The organism is Pseudanabaena sp. SR411, assembly GCF_002251945.1.
Lineage (GTDB): Bacteria > Cyanobacteriota > Cyanobacteriia > Pseudanabaenales > Pseudanabaenaceae > Pseudanabaena.
The window spans coordinates 1-22,693 of sequence record NZ_NDHW01000137.1 but is presented as its reverse complement, the minus strand read 5'-3'; the positions used below and the strand labels follow the sequence as shown (position 1 = coordinate 22,693).

Sequence of the window (22,693 nt, the reverse complement as noted above, 5' to 3'; positions counted from 1 at the left end):
AATTTCCACAGGCGATAACCCACATCACGAATATAGGATGAATCGTATCCGCAGGTTTCGGCAATCTCCGTATAAGTCTTGCCTTCCCATGTTTGCCGAAATACTTGTTCTTGAATGTATTTCAAGCGTTTTTGCAAGCGTTTTTGTTGTAAAGCGGTATCAACAATAAAGATCGCATCTTCAATAGTCATTCTCGAAGGATTGATCGCATTGCTCAAGTCATAGGAATTTTCATTCACATTGCTCACTTTGTCTACCTCATCCAAATCACTGATGTGAGGGCGAYTGATGTRAGCATGTCTACGCACCACGATTTGAAGATTATTMTTGGTGACACGCTCCCCAAACGCATTGGTCAGCAATTTCCACAGGCGATAACCCACATCACGAATATAGGATGAATCGTATCCGMAGGTTTCGGCAATCTCMGCATAAGTCTTGCCTTCCCATGTTTGTCGAAATAATTGCTCCTGAGTATTGCTCAGACGTTTGTTCTGTAAGGCGGTGTCAATGATCGAGAGGGCATCTTCAATAGTCATGCTCGAAGTATTGATCGCATTGCCTGCCAAAGTCGTAGCTGCATTGACATGACTCACTTTGTCAGCATCACTCACATTATCAATGTGATGATTGACCATAGAAATAGTTAGATTGTGAGATATCTCTTCAGCAAAATGTGCATATTCGCCCCCTAAACGCTTTAAAATTTGTGCTGTCAAAATGGCAAAAGGTCTAGTTTGATGGACAAAATTGGAGTCTTGAACCAGTTGTGGACTACGAATAACCGCAGCAAACTCTTCTAAAGAAACCCCTAAACGCTCTGCAATATATTCCGAAACCTCAGCCACAATATTAACAATTTCCGAACTTGGAACCGACTCCAACAACAGATCGCGCACACCCTCAATAAAATCATACTGCACATAATTAGGATTCGTCTTCGCCGTAATTTCCGACAAAGGCTTCAGCAAACCACCCAAAAACACCTCAGCCACATGAACAGGTTGCGATTGAGTCAAAACCTTAGACTGCAAAATCCGCACAATCGGCAAACTAATCACAGGCGCAGCCGCCAACAACCCCGCCAACCGCCTCGCGATCGGCGAAGCCGTCAACCGAAAACTCTGCACCCGATCCTCAGCATCCAACTCACTCGCGCCATCAAGCTCGATCGCCACCTCTGGCACAGCAAACAACTCAGGCTCAAACACAATCCCCGCCGCCCATGCCCCACCCTTACCCGTCAACATCTCCGCCCAAGCCGTAAACTTTTCAGGCTCTAGCGTCACCACAGGAATCTTGATACTAGTCGCCAGATCGATATCATACCAAGTAGAAACCGTCGTAGTCGTTAACTGATAATTGGGAATCCCCGCCGCCAAAGCACTAAACTGCGCCGCCACACCCCGCCCCAAAGCCGTCCTCCCCCACAACCAATCGGGCAACATTTGCAAGATCGCCACCATCCCACTGCGCGACCAAACTTGCAAAGCAGACGCGATCGTCCCATTTCGCCAGATCGGAGCAATACAATCACTAACCACCAAGACCAAACCACGACCATTAGCCTCAATCAACTCGCTAGGACTGCGCGGCGAACCATTGCGATCGCTTGCCGTAGCCCCCGCATAAATGCACACCTTCTCAGCCTTATCCGTTCCCAATCGCCAAACCCGTACATCGCGAAAGACACCGTAACTCGATAGGAAATGCTGTAACTCCGCGATCGTATGCCGCCACATCAACATCGAAGCGCTATCGTCAATCACCAAAGCCAAATCTAGCCAAGGTTCCAAGGCAGGACGCAACACAGGACACCAAATCTTCTCTTCCGCAATCCTGCGTACAGTCGCCTCCTCATCCAGCAAGGTATTCACCTGTGAAGGCACACGCCGCATTAACGGACGCAGCGATCGCGCTAACTCTAGAGGTTCTTGCAGCGATCGGGCATCAGGAATCTTCAGTTGCAACTCATCAGAACGCCGAGTCGAGCGATCGTCATTTTGGGCATTTTTAGAATGCACTTCAAAGTTCTGCTCGTCTTCTTTATTCTCATCTTGCCGATCGCGATCATCATCCCTTAAAGGTTGTGCTGGTCGTTTTGGACTTTCTCGATTAGAAACTGAATTGTCTAAAGCCTCGTTGCGATCACCCTGCTCAGAGATTACCCCATCACCAAACTGCTGCATCTGCACCGCTAACCACAGCACATCCGCAATCTCTTCATCGGTGAGATTTAATCCCAAACCCAGAGCCGCCACAACATTGTCGATCATCGATCCTCCGCACTCGATAGATACTTCAGGAGTACATCAGTCAACTTTTCGCGATCGCCCACTGCCGAACTAGGATCGCGAGTGAGCAAATAAACCGCATTTAACAATTGATCGGGCGCTAAATCGCCATTCTCGCGTTTTTTGAGAAACTCCGCAATCAGTGGCTCCGCTTGAGCGATTACTTCATCTCCCAAGTGCGATCGGACAATATCAGTCAAAGCTTCTTTATCAGGATCTTTCATATTCAGACGCAAACACCGTCGCAAAAAAGCAGGCGGAAAATCCCGTTCCCCATTACTAGTTAAAATGATGAATGGAAAAGCATGACATTGTACCCGTCCTTCCTGAATGGTCACATCCATCCCGTCATAACTACGCACTGTAACTTTTTCAGCCTGTTTCGCCAGCCGCGCTAGTTCAGGAATCTCAAATTCTCCCTCCTCAAACAGATTCAAGAGATCGTTAGGTAAATTAATGTCACTCTTATCGACTTCATCAATCAACAGCACGCGAGGACGCTTGTAAGGCAATAAAGCCGAACCCACCGCCCCCAATTGAATATATCGCCCAATATCCTTGGCTAATTCTTCCTGACTATGATCTTTGACCTCTTGCAAACGGGCGATCGCATCATAGCGATATAACCCTTCTTGGAGCGTAGAACGAGTAGAGATCGGCCATAACAAAACAGGACCTAACTGTAATTCATAGGCAACAGCATAAGCCAAAGAAGTTTTGCCCGTCCCCGGTTTACCCGTAATTAACAAAGGACGACGCAAGTACAAGGCAGCATTAACAATACTTGCCAAATCGGTGTCATTAGGTGGAACCTTAAAAGTCTTACCGCGCTCCTTAGTTTTCTCGGCATTCGCACTACTTTGGACAGCCTCAGTTAACTCCACAAAGGACTTTTCATCGATCCGCGCAAACTTTCGCCAGTTTGGAGGTGGCGGCAAGCGATCGATATCGCCGTGAGGAGTAGCATTACCTTTAAAAATTTTCCAGTCGCCCATTTTTACCAAACTCCTAAGTAGTTGTAAGTTATTGCCCTGTGGGTAAGAGTCTTGCCATAACATCAGGAGTCAGGCGATTAGGATCTTCCCATAATAAAACTAAATGATTACCAAAATGTTCCTCAGGATCATCACATATATAAGCCTCTTCACGCTCCTTACGAATATATTCTGGTAGCGTTTCTAAATTTCCACTCGTCAGTAAGCAGTCTAATTTAGATTCGCGATCGCATTCCCGAATATCTTTTCGCATCCAAACCGCGATCGGAATAGCCGATTTTAAGATCGCCTTAAATATATTTTTGCGTTCTAAATCTGGCGGTACGCATATGATCTTGATACCAAGCTTTGCTTTCAAATCCATTGCCAATTTCTTCCAATTACAGCTATTAACTGTAGTAAAAGGTTCAAAGGAATCTAGGCTGGGAACTAATTTGAAATTTATATCAGCTCGGTTCCAGTTGTTTTTCCATTGCTGAAAGTTGTGCAACAAATAGGTTTTATCAAGCCTCTCGTATGAACGTACTAGAACCTGATATTGAATGCCTAAAGGATTAAACTCATCACAATCTAGGGGATCGGGAATCACTTCCAATCGATCTACTTCAGTAGATAAATAATCAATTGGCAAGAAAAACTCAATCGTAAGCTCATAATCTTTACTAAATAATTGTTGGAGGCTCTGATCGAGTAAGTTTCTGACAACAGAAGGAATATCACTCAGAGAACAGACAACTCCTTTCTTTTCTTCGTTGATATCCAACGAGCAAAACCTAGATGAACCTTTCACCGAGTCATCAGGAATCAGCCACGCATTAATGCAAAACTTAAGATTAGGCTCAGGACGCAATACAACTATAAGATAGGATCTAAGTCTTTTTTTGCTTGTAGTGTCTGTGCGATCGTTATTTGTTTTAGAATCTGGTGTACTAATAATTTTCTGCAACTCCGCACGAGTTGACTCCGACACAGTGCGATCGTTAGCAAGAATTTCAATAAACTTATGCAACACTCTCCTATCCGCCAACTCAGAAATCTTATCATCAGCCTGAACAGGATGAAGAATCGCGTCAGGAGGTAAAGCACTTTGATATGCCGAAGCGATCGCCGCATCTAAATCAATCCCACCACCCAAAATTTTTGATAATTCTTCAGTTAATTGACTCTGTGGTTTGGTACTAGAAGAGCCAGTAATTATATTGATCGTGATATTACGCTTATCAATATCGCGCTGAGCAACATCACCACCGCCTGTATTTGCTTCGGTGCGATCGCCAAATTGCTGTTCTACATCTCCTTGAGGATTATTAACTAAACCTTGAGATTCTTGAGCCTCAATCCTGTCATCACTCATAAGCTTTTAGAACTATCTAGTAATCCATATGTTCATTTAGAACCATTCTCAAGCCATAAGTCTAGCTTGACAATTATATATTGATTAGATTGATGCAATTAATATTAATACTCTACCTTTACTAAGTTAATAATAATCTCAAATTTCCAATTTATTCTACTTGTTTCGTACTGACTTTAGTAATCTTTTAACAGCAATGGACTATAAAATAGCGATCACATTATTTCAGAATCATCTTCAAATTTTAGGAGACTTGAGAACCGTTAACAGGAGAATCCACCAAGGCACTCGCAGATCTGGAATCAAATTAGCTCTGCCTTTAAGCATCGGCAAACCTTGCGCCAATAAAAATCTGAGAGAACGCAAAGAAACAGGACGATGCTCATACTCATCAACTATTCCATAACGCGCAGCCAGTTCCGCTACAATCTGGACTTTCCCATTTCGCCGCATCAGGTCTGGATCGTTACATAGAGCCGCAATTACTCTGCCAACAAACAAAGGCGTTTCCCAATTGAATTTATCAGCGATCGCCGCCACACCAAGATTGTTATCAGTACCCTTAAGGTTTGCGTCAGCCAACTGATGAAACTGCTCAGTACCGACAATCCCCGGCCAGAGTGAAATCGAAGCAACATTAAAAGGCTTTAGTTCCACTCCCATATCAGCCGCAAGGCGATCGCAAGCAGATTTACCAGTCCCATAGGCAACACCAAAGATCGGAGCTAATCCACCCCAAGAAGAAATCGTCACGATTAAGCCTTGTTTGCGTTGAGTCATCATCTTTGCAGCAAAATGACTTGCCACATAGTGACTTCGCAAACCAACTTGATTACAGGCATCCCAAAGATTTATATCTGATTCCCAAAAAGGTTTACCCTTTGCAGCAATTAGCGATCGCACACCACCGAAAGCATTATTGACCAATAGATCCAATTGTCCATTTTGTTCTCGATCAATTTGCTCAAATAGAGATTTAATCTGTTGATCATCACTGTGATCAACGGGAACAGTAATACAAATCCCACCCGCTTCTTCTACTGCGGTTTTGGTTTCTAGTAAACTACCCGAAATAGAATCTATAGAATTTGTCTGATGCACACTGCGCCCCGTGATATAAACCAGCGCACCTGCTTCACCCAAACTAATAGCAATACCTTTGCCAATTCCTCGTGAAGCCCCTGTTACCAAGGCAATTTTCCCTTTTAAATTTCCTACCATGAAAAAGCCTCTATATTTTGCGAACCACTTTCCAATTATCGCTTACCGATGAACTAGCGATCGGCATGATTAGTCTCTCGTATTGTTTGATTTCTCCCTTCTCATTTCCAACAATAGCTACAAAATATGCTGAATCTTCCCTATGAAATATTTCCAGAATTAAGTTGTGAAGACTATGCTGATAAAATTTGTGTTACATAAAACATTCTAGTCAGGAAAGTTAACAAATAATTGTCCAACAAAAGTAATGATTAGCAAAAAAGTAGCCCTACACCAAACTTTACAAAACGTTATTTGAAACATGGAAAGACTAAAAATCACCCTCACTAATACTGATTATCGCCAATGCGTGGCTCTATGCCTAAAAGGTAATAGTCATGCATCAACCATCAATCGCGCACAAGTATTACTAGCTCTGCATGACGGTGTGGACATCTCCGAAGTAATGCGAGTGCTGCGGGTTAAAAGAACTCGTCTGTGGCGATTGCGAAAGCAATATCTGCAAGGTGGACTAAATGATGCTTTAGCAGATCGGCGGAGAAGATCGTGATGTTTCAAATACAGCTCAAAATGCCTGTGGGTATAGGGTTTGGTTATTGACGAAAAAAGAATTAGAGATCAGAATGCTCTTCAAAAGCAGAGCTTCAAGCACAAGGAATTGCCTTGCTGCCTATACCTTTTGCCAATCTATGCACAAGTCTCAAATTTTTTCCTAGCGAAACACTATGAAAACCTATCTAAGTAATCCTATGAGAATTACTCAAAGTCCCCACAACAGGAAATTCCTCGACAAGATTCAAAATCCTCAGATTGCCGCATTGACTGCTGTGATCGCGGGAATCATGATCACCTTTGCCTGCTCGAAAGGAATGTATCTCACAGCCCTACTTACCTTGATTGGCTTGCTGTTAGCCTTCCCGAAAGTATTGCTGATGCTCTATGACAGATTCGAGCAGATGATTCGGCATTACAAGTACAGCCCCGTTTTATTAATGGGCATCGCCATTGGTTTTGTGATTGGTTTACTGCTAATTCTCACAGTGGAACCAGCTCAAGCCCAGTTTTTTAATAGGACTCAGACATGGATGACGGGCGCAATCCCTGGGATTGATACAGGACTAGTTGCTTTGATTTTCAATGTGTTGAGAGCCTTGTTTGTAATCTATCTGGGCATTGGATTAGTAAAGGTAATTCAATCAGCCAGAAATGACGATGATTGGCAGCAAATGGCGAGAACACCGTTGATTCTGGTGGTAACTGTGACAATGGGCGACATTTTGGCAGGCATCATCACGGGTGCAGTCTAAAGCTATGGCTGAAGAGTACAAATTTCGTAAAGTCAATGCCATTCTGGGAGCAAGTCCGAAGATTGGACCATTTCCCACCGAGCTAATTATTCCTTGGGCAATCATCAGCTTTACCCTGTTCATGATTTGCTATGTAGTTTTGAATCTGCCTTGGTTGTGGGTATTGCTGATTGTGGCTTGGGGTGATGCAACATGGTGGATCTTGACTGGTTCAAAACCGCATCGGTTTTTATCAAAGTTTATCCCTGTGCCGCGATGGACACGCGGTGTTTATCAGTACAGGGGGATGCGTAAGCAGGAGGTTAGGAAGTATGCAGAGCGTTAATCAAAAACGATATAAGCACTTTGAAAAAGAGCTAGCCGTAGAATGTCTGCTCAAGTTTGAGCTACGCGGTCGCACCGTCAGTTGCTTTGTCCTCAAGCAAGGTCAATCGTCGCTAGAGTCATTGCAGTTCGTATTTGGCTGGGAGTCAAAGGGGATTCACACCACCCTCTCGACGGATCAGGAGGAATCGCTCTTTGAAGCGATTCAATCAGGCTTGAAGGATATTCCCGATGGCGAGAAACTGACGGTGCATTTTGGTTCAGTCAGCTCCGACAGCGATCGCCAACAGCAACTCCAAGAACTCTACGAACAAGCCGATACGCCGCAACTCAAATTTTTAGTAATGGGTGAAAAGCAGAGAGTACAGGAGTTAGCCAAATCAGGACTACGTAAACCAAAATTCCTGAGACTTTATGCCACCTATACCCTGCGTGGCTCGACGGCTGGAGGTAATGATGTGCTGGAAAAAGCACTGGCTTGGATACAAAAGCTATCGCAGCAACTAATGGGTCAGGAAAAGGAAATCGAGCAAGAACGCCATGAAATTGCTTTTGCCAAAGCCTTTACCGATGGCTTCTTGAACTGGGAGCAGATCTTGGTTAATCGCATGGGTTTAGACCTGCGATCGCTGACTGAGCATGAACTATGGGAGCATCTCTGGCGGCAATTCAATAGCAGTGAAGCACCACCGATTCCGCAATTGCTGGTGATGTCAGATCGCGGTCTGGAAGAGCGAGTCAATACCCAAGTGCATCTGAAAACATTATTGCTAGAGCGTCCCGATTCAATTCCCTTTGCTGACAATGGGTTTGTTCACCTCAAGGGTGAATATATCGGCGTACTCACCTTCATGGATAAACCAGGGGGCTGGGTATCCAAGGGTAAACAGATGCGTTATCTCTGGGAAGCGATCGCCCGCGACTCTGTGGCAAATACGGAAGTGTTCTGTCAGTTCACAAGGGCAAATGAAACCATTGTCAAAGCGAATATGCAACGGGTTACCAAGCAAAGCATTGTCTCGCAAGAGCAATCTGCTTCCTTGAATAACATCAACGTCAATGCGTCACTGAAACAGCAAAAAGCAGTTAAGGCTCAAGAAGCTCTTTATGAAGGCGCAATGCCAATTAATGTGGCTGTGGCGGTATTGATTCGTCGTCCTAACTTGATTGCCCTCGATGATGCCTGTCGCTATTTTTGCAGTTGCTTCCAGCGCCCTGCTTGGGTAGAGCGCGAGACGGAATATGCATGGCTGATGTGGAAACAGACCCTACCAGTGACAGTGGGTAATCTACTGGCTCAGCCCTTCCCTCGTCGTCATGTTTATCTATCCGATGAAGCGGTTGCTTTTACAGGTTGTGTAATGCCTAGATCTGTCGATGAGACTGGCTTTGAACTGATTACCGAAGAAGGCGGGATGCCTTTATATATCGACGTGCGAAAGCATCGCAATATTGGCATCTTTGCTACTACGCGTGCGGGTAAGTCGGTATTGGTATCGGCGATTTTGTCCCAAGCCCTATGCCACGAACAGCAAATTGTGGCTCTAGACTTCCCTAAGCCCGATGGTACAAGTACGTTTACGGACTACACCCATTTCATCGGTGAACTGGGAGCCTATTTCGACATTAGTAAAGAATCTTCAAACTTACTAGAACTCCCAGATCTGCGAGCCTTTGATTCCGAACAAGCAGAAGAACGGCTGCGGGATTTCAAATCTTTTGTGGAATCAGCCTTGATGACAATGGTATTTGGTGCAAGTCAGCATGACCTCTCCTCATCGGAAAGGCAACTACGGCAATTGATCAGGGCTTTATTAGTGCCTGTGGTTAATAGCTTCTTTGACGATCAGCAAATTAAAGCCAAATACGACAAGGCGATCACCGATGGATTTGGCACAGAAGCATGGAGCAATATGCCCACGCTTTCAGACTTTCTCGATTACTTTTTGACAGAGGGCAAAGCCGATATTACCTCCGATGTTGCCGATAGCGAACAGATCGATCAGGCGACGAATCAAATTGTGATTCAACTGCGATTCTGGCTTAATTCCAGAATTGGTCGCGCCATTTCCCGTCCATCGACTTTTCGCAGTGATGCGAGACTGTTGGTGTTTGCCCTGCGAAACCTATCGGAAGCTGAGGATGCGGCGATTCTAGCTTTATCGGCATATTCCGCTGCCCTGAGACGAGCTTTATCATCCCCAGCAAGTATCCTATTCATCGATGAAGCACCGATTTTATTTGAATATCCCACCATCTCGGAAATGGTGGCGCGGCTCTGTGCCAATGGAGCCAAGGCTGGTATCAAGGTAATTATTTCCGCCCAAGACCCTGACACGATCGCTAGATCTCCCTCAGCTCCGAAAATCTTGCAAAACCTATCAACCAGATTGATTGGTCGCATCCAACCCTCGGCAGTGGATAGCTTTGTCAGCATCCTCAAATATCCCAGAGAGGTGATTGCCCAGAATGCAGAAGAGCGCTTCTTCCCCAAACGCGAGGCGATCTATTCGCAATGGCTGCTAGATGATGCGGGTATTTACACCTTCGTGCGCTTTTTTCCTAGCTATATCCAACTGGGCGTTGTAGCAAACAATCCCGACGAGCAAGAGGCGCGTACCGCTTACATGCTAGCGATGGCAGATCCCTACAAAGGGCTAGCTGCTTTTTCACGCGAGATGGCAAGTGCCTTGAGGGATGGGCGCAAGCTGAAATTACCCGAATTGGCTGCTTAATTCTTGATCTCTAGAAACTCCTCACACCGCCATGAACAAACGAAAACCCCGTCAGATTTCAGTCATCAGCCTCGCAACCTGTTCGATTTTGCTCCTGAGTCCCCACCCTGCGGATGCTCAAGTGCCATTACCACCCGAACTCACAGGATTAATCCAACAGGTCAATCAACTGATTACCTCGATCAACTCTGGTGATTTCTTAAAAGCTCAGATGGACAAACTACTGGGGCAATATTTACCACAGGTACAAGCCGCCATTACTCAGTCAATCGGGCAACTGGGATTACCAGATCCCAGTAAAGCCGAAGCTACTGTTCTTGCCCAGATCGAGGGAGCATTTAACAGTGCGGGGCTAAATGGCACATCGATCAATCAAGGTGTTGTCACCTCGGCAATTACCAATACCTCGATCCAAAATGTATTGGGGGAAGAGGGGCAAGCAAGGCTAAAGAAAACCCTTGAAGATATGCTCGTCAATGCTCAGAACGTTGGACAGCTATCTTTGAATACGGCGATAGGTGCAGAAACTAGCACAGCGATCGCGGATATCTCCCAACAGATCGCGGCAAACTCGGTCACCTTTGCTCAGAACTCATTGTCCCGTTCCCAACAGGTGGATGGATTGTCGCAACAGGCGCAAGCCGCCTTATCGACACAGGATGTCCTCAAGATTGTGGCGCAACAAAATGCGGGTAATTCGGCAATCCTTGCCAATATTGCTTCCCAGTTTGGTAACAATGCTAGTCAGGTCGGTAATGTCGCTAATCAACTGGGACTGCTATCGGAGCAGAACTCACAGGTTGCCGAACAGAATAGCCAACGCGCTCAGATTGACGCTCAACAATTAGCGCTGCAAGTGCAACAAACCCAACAGGGAGCCACATCACTGCTCAATCTTGACCAGATTAACGCCTCACTCAAGGGCGATCGCCAAGATCGGCTGATCGAGCGCAACTCCACCGTGCAACAACGGATGCCCTATACCTTTCTAAGATAGCGAGATAAACCATGCTGATTGCTCAAGCGATTGTCAATAATTCCGAAGAGGTGTCGCTAGCGGTACAAGGCTCATGGCAGAACACTTGGGAACTAGCGTTCAATGGCACGCTCTATCAAGCCCTCACCAATCTGGGATTAATCATTGCCGTGGCTTCACTGTTGCTATGGATCATCCAATTCACCAAAAACTTGATAGATGACCAGAGCTATCGGCAGTTTGGTGAGTTAATCTGGCCAGTAATTGTGATTGTGCTGCTCACTAATGGTGGTCAAAACCTAATTGGACTCACCAATGGAATGCGGACAGTGATTAACAATGCCAATAACTCGGTTTTAGGCGCAATTACTTCAACTGCCCAATTGGAGAAAACCCTATCAGCCTTGGCTGATTTCTCGGTCGCTCAAGAACAAATCATTGCCTACCGCCAGCAATGTAATGGACTCACCAAGAATGAAGAGATGCAGGTCTGTTTGCAAGAGGTAAATACCAAAGCTCAAGCTCTGCTCAGTAACTACCAATCTAACTATGGTGCGGTTGCTACGGCATTAATCGGTAAGTTACAAAAACAAATCGATAAGGCTAGTGAAAATCCTCTGGAAGCAGTTACTAATCTCTTCCCTGGCACAGTGATTTCAAGGTCAATCATGCTGGCGGCGATCGAGACTTTTATGGTGGCAATGCAGTCCGCGTTTCAGGCTTTGATTGAGGTCGGATTTTTACTCACAGGTTTACTCGGGCCTCTGGCGGTTGGGGCTTCCTTACTACCGATTGGGGCAAAGCCTCTCTATGCATGGATGACAGGATTCTGGTCATTAGGAATGGCAAAGTTGAGCTTGAACATCGTTACAGGACTTGCTGCCACAGCGATCGCCGCTTCAGCACAGATGGATACGCTCTCGATCGCAATTGTTCTGGGACTACTTGCGCCAATTCTAGCGCTATCCCTATCGGCGGGTGGTGGCATGGCAATCTTTAGCGCCATTCTTTCGGCAGCAAGTGCAGCCGCTTCCGCAGGTTTAAATATCGGTTTACGCATCTCTAGGTAATTCCCATGAACTCATATCCAAATTCAGAAGTGAATACTGAACCAAAACCAGAAACAGATGAAACTAATGCTTTCTATCGCTTTATTCCTACTGGTCTATCCCACCGTGGTAAAGCCAAAACTCCTAAAGACGTATTGGTGGTATCGATTTTGTTCGGCATACTTGGCTTATCGGCACTGAATAGTTTAGGGCTGATGGCGCTGATTGGAGCCTATGCCTCCCTTGCTTCCCAGAAACCACCTACGCTCGTCCAGTTGTCGGGCGGTAAAGCAATTACGGCGATCGCCAGTGAGAATAAAACCAGATCTCCTGAAGTGGTAAAGCAGTTTGTCACTCAACAGGTGATGGCTCTAATGACGTGGACAGGAGAACTGCCCTCTGATGCTAGTCAAAATGGCAAGCCACTTTTGGATACTGGCGTGGAAGTTACGGCGGACAAAGGCTTGAAAAAGAAAATTACCACCACCGCATGGCAAGCTAGCTTTGCTTTTTCCGAAGACTTCCGTAAAGGCTTGCTCTCGTCAATCGCGGAACTTACACCCATAGAGGTTTTCTCAGGTGGCAGCAAGGTAATTCTAGTGCCGCAGACGATTACGGCTCCTGAGGAGATTGAGAAAGGGAAATGGAAAGTCAATCTAGTGGCAAATTTGGTTACTTTCAGTCCCCTCAATCAAGTGGGCGAATCGGTTCCCTTTAACAAGGAAATCTTTATTCAGGCGATCGATGTGCCGAATCTCAAAGCCGATGCTTCACCTCTGGAGCAAGCCATTTTCAAAGTGAAATCCTCTGGACTAGAAATCTATGCCATGCGAGATCTCACCCGAAATGATTTGAAATAACTTTTCTCTGTCGATACTTGAAGGAGTTGTGATGATTACCGAAGTTCAAGAACCACAATCAGTAAGCGTAACCGATGAAATTGACTTTGCTCAGTTAACTGGGTTTCAACCCGATGTTAACCATGATGCGGACTTGGCGATCGATGATTTCAGTGAAGCCCCAGATCCAGAGCAACATCGGACAATTAGGGGTATTGTTGGTAGTCCTTTTTCTAAGATTGCTTTAGTTGGTGGGGTCGGTTTCCTAGGATTTTTGCTGGTTGGTCTATTCATGAATAGCATTATGTCGCCATCTAATGCAAAGCAATTAACAGTTACCAGTGATGACCAGCAGCAGCTTTTCCTGAACCCAATGGTCGATCCGAAGGATGCGGAAATTGCAAAGTTCAAGACGGATTTGGCTTTAGGCAGTCAGCTTTCTGCGGGTAAATCGAAAACACTAAGTCCAACGAATTCACCAAAGTCAGATTCTAAAGTTGCTCCTAAAGCGCTATCAGAAACCAATGCTGCAAAGCAGACTGAATTACCTCCAGTCTCACCCGTGAGAAATCTATCGGCTCCGCCCCTTGAGCCAATACCGATGCGACAAGTGATGTCACAGCCCGTTCCTGTGGCACTCCCCCCACGCAACTTTTCCGCTAGTCCACCCGAAGCTAAAAATCCCGCAGACGAATGGCAGCGCTTGGCAAGCATCGGTAGTTATGGCAATCTAGCTGCGCCTACGGAAATGCCGAAAGCGATCGCAGTCAGTCCAGTTGCCGCGAATAATTCTTCAATTCCTACAATTGAGAAGCCTCCTGTAAATTCACTCACCAACTATCTCGCGCAAGCGGAAAAATCTTTGCCAAAGGCTACACCTGCTAATACTTTGCTGGTTGGGACAACTGCTAAAGCCGCTTTGAAAACATCGGTCGTGTTTTCCACCGATGGCAGTCGGATTATGGGTAGCGCCCCAGGAGTAATTCCCAAGTTTATTGTCACTCTCCAAGAGCCAATCGCGACAGCGGATGGCAAGCCAGTAATTCCTGCGGATGCAGTTTTAATCGTCACTGCTCGTCCTCTTGATGCTAAGTCTGGACTTGCTGAATTGGATGTAGTTGGTATTGCGATTGCGGGTCGCGAGTTGATTCCACCACCTAATGCGATTACCTTGCGTGGTGCTGAGGGTGCGCCTCTAGTCGCGGACAAGTACTTTGATCGCGGTTCGGAAATTAGCGGTATGGATGCAGCAACCTTCATTACTTCGGCATTAGCGGAAGTTGGCAAACTTACCAATAGTCCCACAACTACCAGCAGCATCTCATCCATTGGCGGTAGTGCCACGGTCAGTACTGCGCCGCCCCCTAATTATCTTGGTGCGGCGATCAGTGGTGGCTTTGGCATTCTCTCAGAAACTTTGAATCGTCGCAATCAACAGGCGCTCGAGGAGATTAAAACTCGTCCCAATGTCTTTTTTATCCCCGCAGGTAAAGAACTGCAAGTATTTGTCAATCAAACTGTGACTTTCTAGCTAATTAATACCAATCTTCTATTAACGCTCCAGTTCTATGATTATGAACTTTTTACCATGTCGAAAATATGCCATTTCAGGGATTGTCCCTTTTCTAGTCTTGTCACTGCCAGCGATCGCTCATGCCGAGCCGATCTTTCCTGCCAAGCGGCAGATTGGTATCAGTCAAGCGATGGGTGTAAGCGGCGTGACCTCGTTAGTTAGCCTATCGCCAGTGCAATCTCTCAATATCAGCTTCATCAAGACGGGCGAGATTATCAAAAAGGTGTGGTTGGGCAATCCTTCTAAGGTGGTGATGGATTATGACAGTCCCCTTTGCAAGGACGGTGCGAACGATAGCAATTGTGGGGCAACGGTAATTAATCTGCGGCAACTTGCTCAACCCCTTGACTTGGATATGAATCTATCTGCCTCGGCAAGGGGAGATCTCACCTCCCTAACTGTGATCACTACGGGCGCAGGGGGACTGAGAAATCTCTATCAGTTTCAATTAGTTCTGAATGTCCCCACTCCTGCCTACAGCATTTTGGAAGTCGTTCCCGATGCTCAAATCCCTCGCCTTGCTCCGCTTACACCGAATGCCCCTGCTCAAACGAATAAAACCTCGTTGGATTTCTAATTATGTTGTATAAACGTATCATCCAAATAACGTTGTTAGCGATCTCCTCTGCGGCGATCGCTATTTCTAATATTGATTTTGCTACGGCTCAGTCTTTACCCATGTCCACACAGCCGATTGGGAATGCTCAATCGGTGATGATTCCTGACTTTACGCAAATCAGTTTCGAGAATTTACCAAAAATCCAAGTTACGACCCAATTGCAGCAACAGCTATCGCAACTACTTTCTCCAAATGCCTTAACCAATCTGGTCATTGGTAGTTATGTCAGTCCAGATCGCTACCTGACGGTGGGTTCGCTTCAGTCTCTGGGGCTGGAGCAAACGAGCTTACAGGAGATCGCTAGTCGTGCTGGTGTTTCCCTCGGCAATGTCAGTCTCGGTCAATTGGGCGAACTCACATCACAGCAAACGATTAATAGTTTGTTGCAGTCGCTGCCAGATCTGCGTAATCAACCCCTGAGCCAAGTCCAACCTATCCTCGATCTAGTTACCCAGAAATCTGGAGTTGCCAATCTCGCTATTCTGAATGATGAATTGTCTGGCTTTACCGTGGGGCAGTTGGTTAACGCTTTTCCAGATCTTGGCAATTTATCCTTGGGCAGTCTTGGGGAACAGCTTAATAGCTATAGCCTTGAATCGATTGCGGGATTTTCTCAGTTGCCTTTGGGCAATATCCAAGGTGCATCGGGGGTAGTTTTATCGGATTTGAATGCTACGGGTTTAGGTAAACTCAGTCTTTCCCAATTTCCTAATGCTCCCTCATTACTGCCCAATGTCAGGTTTGGCATGGTTGATATTGCCCTTGGCAATAGGGAGAAGAATCGGATTAATCCGATTAGTGGTGGCGTTACCGAGTCTGGATTTCAAGCGGTGGGTTGCGATGGTAATACTGATTGCCCGCATATTGAGGTTACGGACTTCGCGGGTGGTTATTACAATGGCAAACAATGGATGACCGCATCGCAACAAGTACCTGATGGCTATGGCTTTTTAGGTGGTCTATTTGGCAATCGCGGACCCGCAGGCAATCATCCCTTTGGCGATGCTTTTCGCGTCACCATTGAATCTCTAGATGAGGCTTCAGGCACAATTACCCTAGGTCTGAGGTTTCGCTGGTGTCAGCGATCGTGGTTTGTGGATTTAGGTTGTACTCCCTACATTACGCCTCCCTTACCGTTAGTTGTTCTCCAAGAAAAAAGTGCAATTCCCTATGCAGTTCCCAGTAATGCGGCAGTTAATTCATTTATTTCCATTAGCAAACCTTTCAGCAAATAGATTGCCATGAATTTTTTGATGTTTTGGTTTAGCCAAAAGAAGCTCTCAAAGAGACTATTTTTGCTGTCGATCGCGGTTTTGATAACTTTCCTAGTTCCACTAGAGATGGCAGGTTCACAGGAAGTTAATAGTTCTGCCACATCAACAGAGAAAACCTCGACAGTTAACGGTATGCCTCCAGAATTTGCTGCCATTGCTAATCAGCTATTCACGCCCACAGGTGGAATTATTGCGGCTTGTGCCATCGGCATGGTCTTCTTGAGCATGAACGGTGGCGGCAATAGTAAAAATAAGCTGGCTAATGCTCACTGGGCAAATGGTACGGAGATTGCGGCAGCAAGGAAAAAGGCTAAGGAACAGATTAATCGACGTGAACGCAATAAACTATCTTTGTTTATCGTCAAACCCAAATTAGTTTTTCCGCCCGAATTGATTTCTCGCCCAGGGGTGGCTACACCCAATCACGAACTACCTGCTGCGGGACAAAAGCCCAAAGTCATTCAGGTATCGCAAGCGGATCGGACGATTTGGCTCCCTGATGCTAATCGTGGCATTGCGGTACTGGGCGGTACGGGTTCGGGTAAAACCTATGGCGTGATTGACCCTGCCATTCGTAGTGCAATCGATCAGGGGTTTCCGATAATTCTCTACGATTACAAATATGCTGAACAATCCTCACGGATTGCGGGCGTAGCAGCGGCAGCAGGTTATCAGGTTAGTATCTTTGCCCCTAGTTTCCCTGAAAGTGGCATCTGTAATCCCCTTGATTTCATTCGTGATGCGGCGGATGTGGATATGGCACGACAGGTAGCGATCGTTCTTAATCGCAACTTCAAGTCTGGCGGTAAAGGTAATGAAGATCCCTTCTTTACCAATAGTGGCGACCAACTGATTCAAGCAGTGCTGCTCCTAGCAAAGACAACTCCCTATCCTGATATTATTTTCTGTGCCAAAGCATTAGGTGCAAATAATCTTCCTGCTAGAGTCCAGAATGCGAACTTACCAACTTGGGTGGAAACTAGCTTTGGGCAGTTGATTTCGATGGCAGATTCTGAGAAAACTGTTGCTTCCGTAATTTCAACTGCGAGTATTCTCTTCAGTCGGTTTATGTCCCCTGATATCCTCAGCGTGTTCTGTGGCAAGACAACGATTCCTTTGGAGTTGAAAGGCAAGCAATTGTTAATTATCGGCATGAAACGCGAAAAGCAGGATGTGGTTGCACCATTATTGGCTACGGTTTTACATATGATTGTTACCCGTAATGTCGTGTCCACTAAACGCGAAGATCCCCTACTAGTGGCGATCGACGAGTTGCCAACGCTTTATTTGCCAAGTCTTGTCCAATGGCTGAACGTTCACCGTGAGGATGGCTTGTCCTGTATGTTGGGTTTCCAGAATCTGGTGCAGCTCGAAGAAACTTATGGTAAGGAGGTGTCAAGAGCAATCTTTGGTGGCTGTGCGACTAAAGCGATTTTCAATCCCCTTGAGCCTGAATCAGCGAAGATTTTCTCTGATTATCTTGGCGATGAGCATTTGAAGTACAAATCTAAATCCCGTAGTTCAGGTGGTGGTAGGACTAGCACTAGTACATCGGATCAGGAACGTACACGTAAACTATTTGCCCCAGAGGATTTTCTCAAGTTACCGCAAGGTAACTGTATTCTCATTTCTCCTGGCTATAGCTCCAAGAAAGAAGCTAATGTCCCCCGCCGTTGCAATATCAAAATCCCCAAAGTTGACGCAGAAAGGGCTGATAAGAGCAAGTCCAAATGGGAGTCCCTAAAAGTTAGGTTGGCTAAAGCTGGTAGTCAAGTACCAATTACGGATGTGGCGATCGCTTCGCGTAAGGATTACTTTCAAGAGCATTTCCCTTTACCTGCGAAAGATGCTCCTAATGCACCCAAGTCCACTGTCCCTGCTTGGGCTGAAGGTTTATAGAGGTAAATTATGGTTTTTATACAGACATCGGAAGCGTCTCAGGCTAATGCTCAGCAATTGGCGATCGCGCAAACTACGATTGAAGCTTTGGCAGAACTGCTAAGGCAATTGTTAGGTAAACAGGAAGAGTTATTGCAAGAGAAAGATGGAAACAGTCAAGAGCCTGATGCTCCATCATCGGGATTCAGTGATGCGGAGTGGGATCGGGTATCTCAGCAATGGGATCAGGACATCATGGATGATTGGTGGCGCAGATATCAGGCTGCACCAGATCGCTCGGCTGCTCCTGAGACTTCTCAGGCTTTGACTGTGACCTTGATTCATCCGCGCGATAAAGGCGATCCAGATTTGGCGATGTTACCCAACTCACCCATTCAGCCATCGCCTTTATCTGGTGGTAATCTACCGCCACTTCCTCAATCATCGCAGGCTACCTTGTCAGTTCCTGTGGAACAGAACTATATCGATGTGGATTGGCGAGAACTCCCGAAAATAGAGTTAGCAGAGTTACTGCGTCGCGATTTGGATGGGGATGGGATTACTGATGTCGATGAACTGCGGATAGGACTCAATCCTCGCAGCATTGATACTGACGGCGATGGTATCAGCGATCGCGATGAGTTAGGACATTCTAATCCTCTGTCGTTTGATGATTTCCGACAACAAGTAATGGCGGCGGTGACGGTTGCCCTAGTTGCAAAATTGGGTGTCGATGGCAAGTATGAGGCGGAAAACTATCGCATTCAATCTCAAGACAATTTCTATGAGATTTCTAATCTTGATAATGAAGCGATCGCTAAGTTTGAACTGCAAAGTAATCGGGCTGTGTTTATTGAGGATAGGACTACTGTTAACCAACAGATTGACTTTACCAAAACTGCTTTTAAGACGACGACGGTGGATATTGCGAGTTTGACTCAGAATCAGGGTTATCTCGCGGCAATCGACAAGCTGGGAGATTTGGCTCCTGCTGGGGCTAGAGGTGTGGTGGTTGTTGAAAATGTCCTTAATGAGACTATCCAGGAGTCTTTCAAGGGTGAGTATTACGATTTTCAAAGGAATCAAGATGGTGATATTGCCATCTTTAATAACCATACTGGCGAAGATATTTTGCGGACAAATGAAGGTCAAATTTCTCTTCAGTCAATGACTTCAACTGATTTGAACAACTTTCAGCAAGTATTTGAACGGATGAATTCGCATCAGCCGATGCTAGAACAATCTAGTCCAGATTTGGAGCGTTAGGTCAGAGCAATGATTACTGCGAATCCAGATCTGGATATGGCTCAGTTCATGGCTGTGTTTAACCAAGTTGTTGAACTGCATAGCGTCCATATTTTAGCGATCGCTGAACGAGAAATGTCTTCCATTAATACTAAGGATTTAACGATGATCGATAAAGATGATGTATTTGATGAAGCATGGCAACCATCTCAGGTACGGAGCAAAGGTAACGAGCCTAATTCGGGTGATGCTGATGCTCAACAGGTAAATACTGTTACTCCAGAACAGAACCAGAGCAATTATGCAATGCAGATTCAGAATCTGGCTCTGTCAATGTTTGATGGTTTGAGTCTGCGTAAAGATAACTCTGACAGTAAATCTGAAGATGTTGAAACTGCCGCGATTCCTAGCTCTCCTAATCAAATTACTGATACAGAACGAGATCTGAAACTGGCGCGGGATTGTCGCGAATTACTACAGGTAAAGGGTAGAGATGATGGTAATCATCTTATCTTTGAGCGTCCTGATGGTAAGGGGAATTACAAGTTCAGTCTCGAAAAAGCCTCGGATACAATGACTTTAAACGCGAAGGATCGTCCTGTTAATCCGATCCTTGTGGAGTCACAGGGGAAAGTCTTAGAGTCCCATGTTACCGATCTTGATGCTGTAAATATAGCTAGGGCTGTGGAGATGTTAAACGTACAACAATCTAAACCTATTGAAAATTATCAGTAAGTCTGTTTGGTGGTAAAGTTTACACAGGTACAAAAACATGAAAAAGCTGTTACTCGTTGAATCTCCATCTAAGTGCAAAACCATCCAAGCAATCCTTGGCAGTGAATGGCAAGTAGAAGCTTCCTTTGGTCACTTTACGGAATTAGCTAAAGATGGTGAAGATAGCTTGGGCTTTACCATGCACAAGGATACCAACAAAATTGAATGTCGTTATCAATTGACTGAAGGTAAAGGTCAACAAGTAGTCGCTAAACTTCGCGCTGCTGTGAAGAATGCTTCAGAAGTGGTGCTTGCGACCGATGGCGATCGCGAGGGTGAGGGGATTGCTTGGCATTTACAACAGCAACTGCATCTTCGTAATCCTAAACGGGCTGTCTATAACCAGATTACGCCTACGGCAGTTAAAGTAGCGATCGCCAATGCTCATCAGTTAGATTTGAACCTGATTTCGGCTCAGAGAGCGAGACAATGTTTGGACAGGTTGATTGGGTTTAAGGTTTCACCTTTGGTGCGTCGTACTAGTGGCGGTAGCTCGGCGGGTCGGGTGCAGTCGGTGGCTTTGCATATCGTCTGTCAGCGTGAACGTGAGATTAATGCTTTCGTGCCGATTACTTACTGGTCGGTATGGACGGAATATGCTGAAGGATTTACGGCTTTCTATGCGGGTAGTAGTGAGATCGAGCCTGTGCTTGACGATCAGGATGTCACCGATGATGCGGCAGAAGTGAATGCAGAATCTACGGTTGAGTCAAAACGGGTATTGTCAGAAGCGGAAGCTGCCCGAATTATTCAAGTTGCCCGTAATCATCCCCATGTCGTTCGCGAAGCTACGGGTGTCACTGCTCAAAAATCCCCGTTACCGCCTTTCATTACCAGTTCGCTCCAGCAAGCAGCTTCCGTGAGATTAGGGCTATCGCCTGAAGAGACGATGAAAGTGGCTCAGGAGTTGTTTGAGGGTGTCGATTTGCCTCAAGGTCGCAAAGGGTTGATTACCTATCACCGTACTGATAGCAATAGTCTTGCACCTGAGTTTTGTGCGGAGGTGAAGGAATGGCTGTCAAAGCACGATCCTGATAATGTCCCTAAAAAAACTACTCGTCATCGTGAACAGGCKACTGCTCAATCMGCCCATGAAGCGATTCGTCCTACCTATTTGAGTATTACTCCAAAAACGGTTAGAGACCATCTCAGTGCCAAACAGCATCAACTCTATGAGTTAATCTGGCGCAGAGCCGTTGCTTCTCAATGTGCGAATGCTTTGATTCAGAAAAGTCGAGTGATTATTCAAGCTGGTTCAACGCTTTGGCAGACTAGGGGCAGTATTGTCACTTTTGCGGGTTATACGCGCTATTGGAATGATTTGAGTAAGGATAAACATATTCCTGCTTTAACGAGCGGTCAGACTTTGGCTTTGGCAAATGCAGGTTTTACGCAGAAACAAACTCAACCTCCTGCTCGGTATAGCGAAGCGAAGTTGGTACAGGTGCTAGAGCGTCAGGGTGTGGGTAGACCGAGTACGTTTGCAGCGATCGTCAAGACGCTTAAGGAGCGCACCTATGTTTTACTCAAGGGTAAGGTTCTCGAACCTACGGCTTTGGGGATGTCTACGGATGATGTGTTGCATAAAACTTTCCCTGATCTGCTCAGAGCCGATTTTACCGCAGGGATGGAGACGACTTTGGATGAAATCTCGGTGGGTAAGTTGGAGTGGCAAAGCTATTTGATTGGTTGGCATCAGTCTTATTTTCAGCCAATGCTATCACGGGCTTATACGAATCTCGGTGCAGATTTACAGCCAAGTAATCGTAAAAATGAGCTTTCGGATGTGGCTTGTCCTGTTTGTAGTCATCCACTCAGTAAGATTCCTTCTAAGAAGGTGAGTGGTGGTCATTTTCTCAAGTGTGAGCATGGCTGTGAGAATCTGGTCATGTTTTGGAGCGATCGCCGTAATCAGTGGGAGATTCCTCAACCGAAGGGCGAGAATGCAGTGACGGTGGAGGTTACTAGCTTTGCTTGTCCAGTCTGTGGTAAGCCTTTAGCTAAGTTTCCCTACCATAAGGATGGTGTGGAGAAGGTGATGTTGAAGTGTGCGGATGTTCAGGCACGGCAACGCAAGGATCATGCGGATGTGGTCTTTTTCTGGTCTTCTCAGGAGAAGTGGTGGTCGAAGAAGTTTGGCGATCTGGATGAGGCGGCTAAGCCGAATTTGGGTAAGAGTTCRACGGGKAAGGAGAAGAAAGCTGCTCAGSGGAAGCCGAAACAGGCGGGTAAAGTC

The 22,693-nt window shown here is 45.9% G+C and carries 18 protein-coding genes; 14 read left to right on the top strand and 4 right to left on the bottom strand.

Annotated features, from left to right (window positions below; all coding sequences use genetic code 11):
- The 4 genes from B9G53_RS14575 to B9G53_RS14560 form a co-directional block, all read right to left on the bottom strand.
- A partial coding sequence (locus B9G53_RS14575; protein WP_094533529.1) for an SAV_2336 N-terminal domain-related protein occupies positions 1-2,276 on the bottom strand: 2,276 nt, incomplete at its 3' end.
- Positions 2,273-3,289, bottom strand: a complete 1,017-nt coding sequence (locus B9G53_RS14570) for a MoxR family ATPase (protein WP_094533527.1) — start codon at positions 3,287-3,289, stop codon at positions 2,273-2,275. The genes B9G53_RS14575 and B9G53_RS14570, both read right to left, overlap by 4 nt.
- A 28-nt stretch (positions 3,290-3,317) precedes the next feature.
- Entirely contained in the window at positions 3,318-4,643 is a 1,326-nt protein-coding gene (locus B9G53_RS14565; protein WP_094533525.1) for a hypothetical protein, read from the bottom strand.
- A 237-nt stretch (positions 4,644-4,880) separates the two neighbouring features.
- On the bottom strand, positions 4,881-5,864 hold the full coding sequence (locus tag B9G53_RS14560) for an SDR family NAD(P)-dependent oxidoreductase (RefSeq protein ID WP_094533523.1): 984 nt from the start codon (positions 5,862-5,864) through the stop codon (positions 4,881-4,883).
- A 301-nt stretch (positions 5,865-6,165) separates the two neighbouring features.
- Between B9G53_RS14560 and B9G53_RS14555 the strand changes: the two genes are divergently transcribed.
- The 14 genes from B9G53_RS14555 to topA form a co-directional block, all read left to right on the top strand.
- Complete coding sequence (locus tag B9G53_RS14555) at positions 6,166-6,414, top strand: helix-turn-helix domain-containing protein (protein ID WP_094533521.1); 249 nt, start codon at positions 6,166-6,168, stop codon at positions 6,412-6,414.
- A 175-nt stretch (positions 6,415-6,589) separates the two neighbouring features.
- Positions 6,590-7,171 (top strand): hypothetical protein, encoded by a 582-nt coding sequence (locus B9G53_RS14550; RefSeq protein WP_094533519.1) that lies wholly within the window; start codon positions 6,590-6,592, stop codon positions 7,169-7,171.
- A 4-nt stretch (positions 7,172-7,175) separates the two neighbouring features.
- Entirely contained in the window at positions 7,176-7,496 is a 321-nt protein-coding gene (locus tag B9G53_RS14545; protein WP_094533517.1) for a hypothetical protein, read from the top strand.
- On the top strand, positions 7,483-10,230 hold the full coding sequence (locus tag B9G53_RS14540) for a hypothetical protein (protein WP_176453224.1): 2,748 nt from the start codon (positions 7,483-7,485) through the stop codon (positions 10,228-10,230). Before B9G53_RS14545 ends, B9G53_RS14540 begins: the two co-directional genes overlap by 14 nt.
- A 31-nt stretch (positions 10,231-10,261) precedes the next feature.
- Entirely contained in the window at positions 10,262-11,227 is a 966-nt protein-coding gene (locus B9G53_RS14535; RefSeq protein ID WP_094533515.1) for a hypothetical protein, read from the top strand.
- Between the two features lie 11 nt (positions 11,228-11,238).
- Positions 11,239-12,276: a hypothetical protein gene (locus tag B9G53_RS14530; protein ID WP_094533513.1), complete on the top strand. Its 1,038-nt coding sequence runs from the start codon at positions 11,239-11,241 to the stop codon at positions 12,274-12,276.
- A 5-nt stretch (positions 12,277-12,281) separates the two neighbouring features.
- Entirely contained in the window at positions 12,282-13,115 is an 834-nt protein-coding gene (locus tag B9G53_RS14525; RefSeq protein ID WP_094533511.1) for a hypothetical protein, read from the top strand.
- A 31-nt stretch (positions 13,116-13,146) separates the two neighbouring features.
- On the top strand, positions 13,147-14,625 hold the full coding sequence (locus B9G53_RS14520; RefSeq protein ID WP_094533509.1) for a TrbI/VirB10 family protein: 1,479 nt from the start codon (positions 13,147-13,149) through the stop codon (positions 14,623-14,625).
- Positions 14,626-14,668: 43 nt separating this feature from the next.
- A complete protein-coding gene (locus B9G53_RS14515) occupies positions 14,669-15,244 on the top strand; it encodes a hypothetical protein (RefSeq protein WP_141211785.1) in 576 nt (191 codons plus the stop codon).
- A gap of 2 nt (positions 15,245-15,246) precedes the next feature.
- Entirely contained in the window at positions 15,247-16,521 is a 1,275-nt protein-coding gene (locus B9G53_RS14510; RefSeq protein ID WP_094533505.1) for a hypothetical protein, read from the top strand.
- A gap of 6 nt (positions 16,522-16,527) precedes the next feature.
- The gene (locus B9G53_RS14505; protein ID WP_094533503.1) at positions 16,528-18,459 is read left to right on the top strand and encodes a type IV secretory system conjugative DNA transfer family protein; all 1,932 of its coding nucleotides are present in this window, start codon (positions 16,528-16,530) and stop codon (positions 18,457-18,459) included.
- A 9-nt stretch (positions 18,460-18,468) separates the two neighbouring features.
- Positions 18,469-19,704, top strand: a complete 1,236-nt coding sequence (locus B9G53_RS14500) for a hypothetical protein (RefSeq protein ID WP_094533501.1) — start codon at positions 18,469-18,471, stop codon at positions 19,702-19,704.
- 9 nt (positions 19,705-19,713) lie between these two features.
- Positions 19,714-20,418 carry a hypothetical protein gene (locus B9G53_RS14495; protein WP_094533499.1) on the top strand — a complete coding sequence of 235 codons (705 nt, stop codon included), beginning with the start codon at positions 19,714-19,716 and terminating at the stop codon, positions 20,416-20,418.
- 37 nt (positions 20,419-20,455) lie between these two features.
- On the top strand, positions 20,456-22,693 hold a 2,238-nt coding region (gene topA, locus B9G53_RS14490), incomplete at its 3' end, for a type I DNA topoisomerase (protein WP_094533497.1).

Bases quoted from the DNA above. Each gene is read 5' to 3' on its own strand.
- B9G53_RS14500 (WP_094533501.1), top strand. From the start codon at position 18,469: ATGGTTTTTATACAGACATCGGAAGCGTCTCAGGCTAATGCTCAGCAA.
- B9G53_RS14515 (WP_141211785.1), top strand. From the start codon at position 14,669: ATGAACTTTTTACCATGTCGAAAATATGCCATTTCAGGGATTGTCCCT.
- B9G53_RS14570 (WP_094533527.1), bottom strand. From the start codon at position 3,289: ATGGGCGACTGGAAAATTTTTAAAGGTAATGCTACTCCTCACGGCGAT.
- B9G53_RS14550 (WP_094533519.1), top strand. From the start codon at position 6,590: ATGAAAACCTATCTAAGTAATCCTATGAGAATTACTCAAAGTCCCCAC.
- B9G53_RS14495 (WP_094533499.1), top strand. From the start codon at position 19,714: ATGATTACTGCGAATCCAGATCTGGATATGGCTCAGTTCATGGCTGTG.
- B9G53_RS14560 (WP_094533523.1), bottom strand. From the start codon at position 5,864: ATGGTAGGAAATTTAAAAGGGAAAATTGCCTTGGTAACAGGGGCTTCA.
- B9G53_RS14525 (WP_094533511.1), top strand. From the start codon at position 12,282: ATGAACTCATATCCAAATTCAGAAGTGAATACTGAACCAAAACCAGAA.
- B9G53_RS14545 (WP_094533517.1), top strand. From the start codon at position 7,176: ATGGCTGAAGAGTACAAATTTCGTAAAGTCAATGCCATTCTGGGAGCA.
- B9G53_RS14510 (WP_094533505.1), top strand. From the start codon at position 15,247: ATGTTGTATAAACGTATCATCCAAATAACGTTGTTAGCGATCTCCTCT.
- B9G53_RS14505 (WP_094533503.1), top strand. From the start codon at position 16,528: ATGAATTTTTTGATGTTTTGGTTTAGCCAAAAGAAGCTCTCAAAGAGA.
- B9G53_RS14540 (WP_176453224.1), top strand. From the start codon at position 7,483: ATGCAGAGCGTTAATCAAAAACGATATAAGCACTTTGAAAAAGAGCTA.
- B9G53_RS14520 (WP_094533509.1), top strand. From the start codon at position 13,147: ATGATTACCGAAGTTCAAGAACCACAATCAGTAAGCGTAACCGATGAA.
- B9G53_RS14565 (WP_094533525.1), bottom strand. From the start codon at position 4,643: ATGAGTGATGACAGGATTGAGGCTCAAGAATCTCAAGGTTTAGTTAAT.
- B9G53_RS14535 (WP_094533515.1), top strand. From the start codon at position 10,262: ATGAACAAACGAAAACCCCGTCAGATTTCAGTCATCAGCCTCGCAACC.
- B9G53_RS14530 (WP_094533513.1), top strand. From the start codon at position 11,239: ATGCTGATTGCTCAAGCGATTGTCAATAATTCCGAAGAGGTGTCGCTA.
- B9G53_RS14555 (WP_094533521.1), top strand. From the start codon at position 6,166: ATGGAAAGACTAAAAATCACCCTCACTAATACTGATTATCGCCAATGC.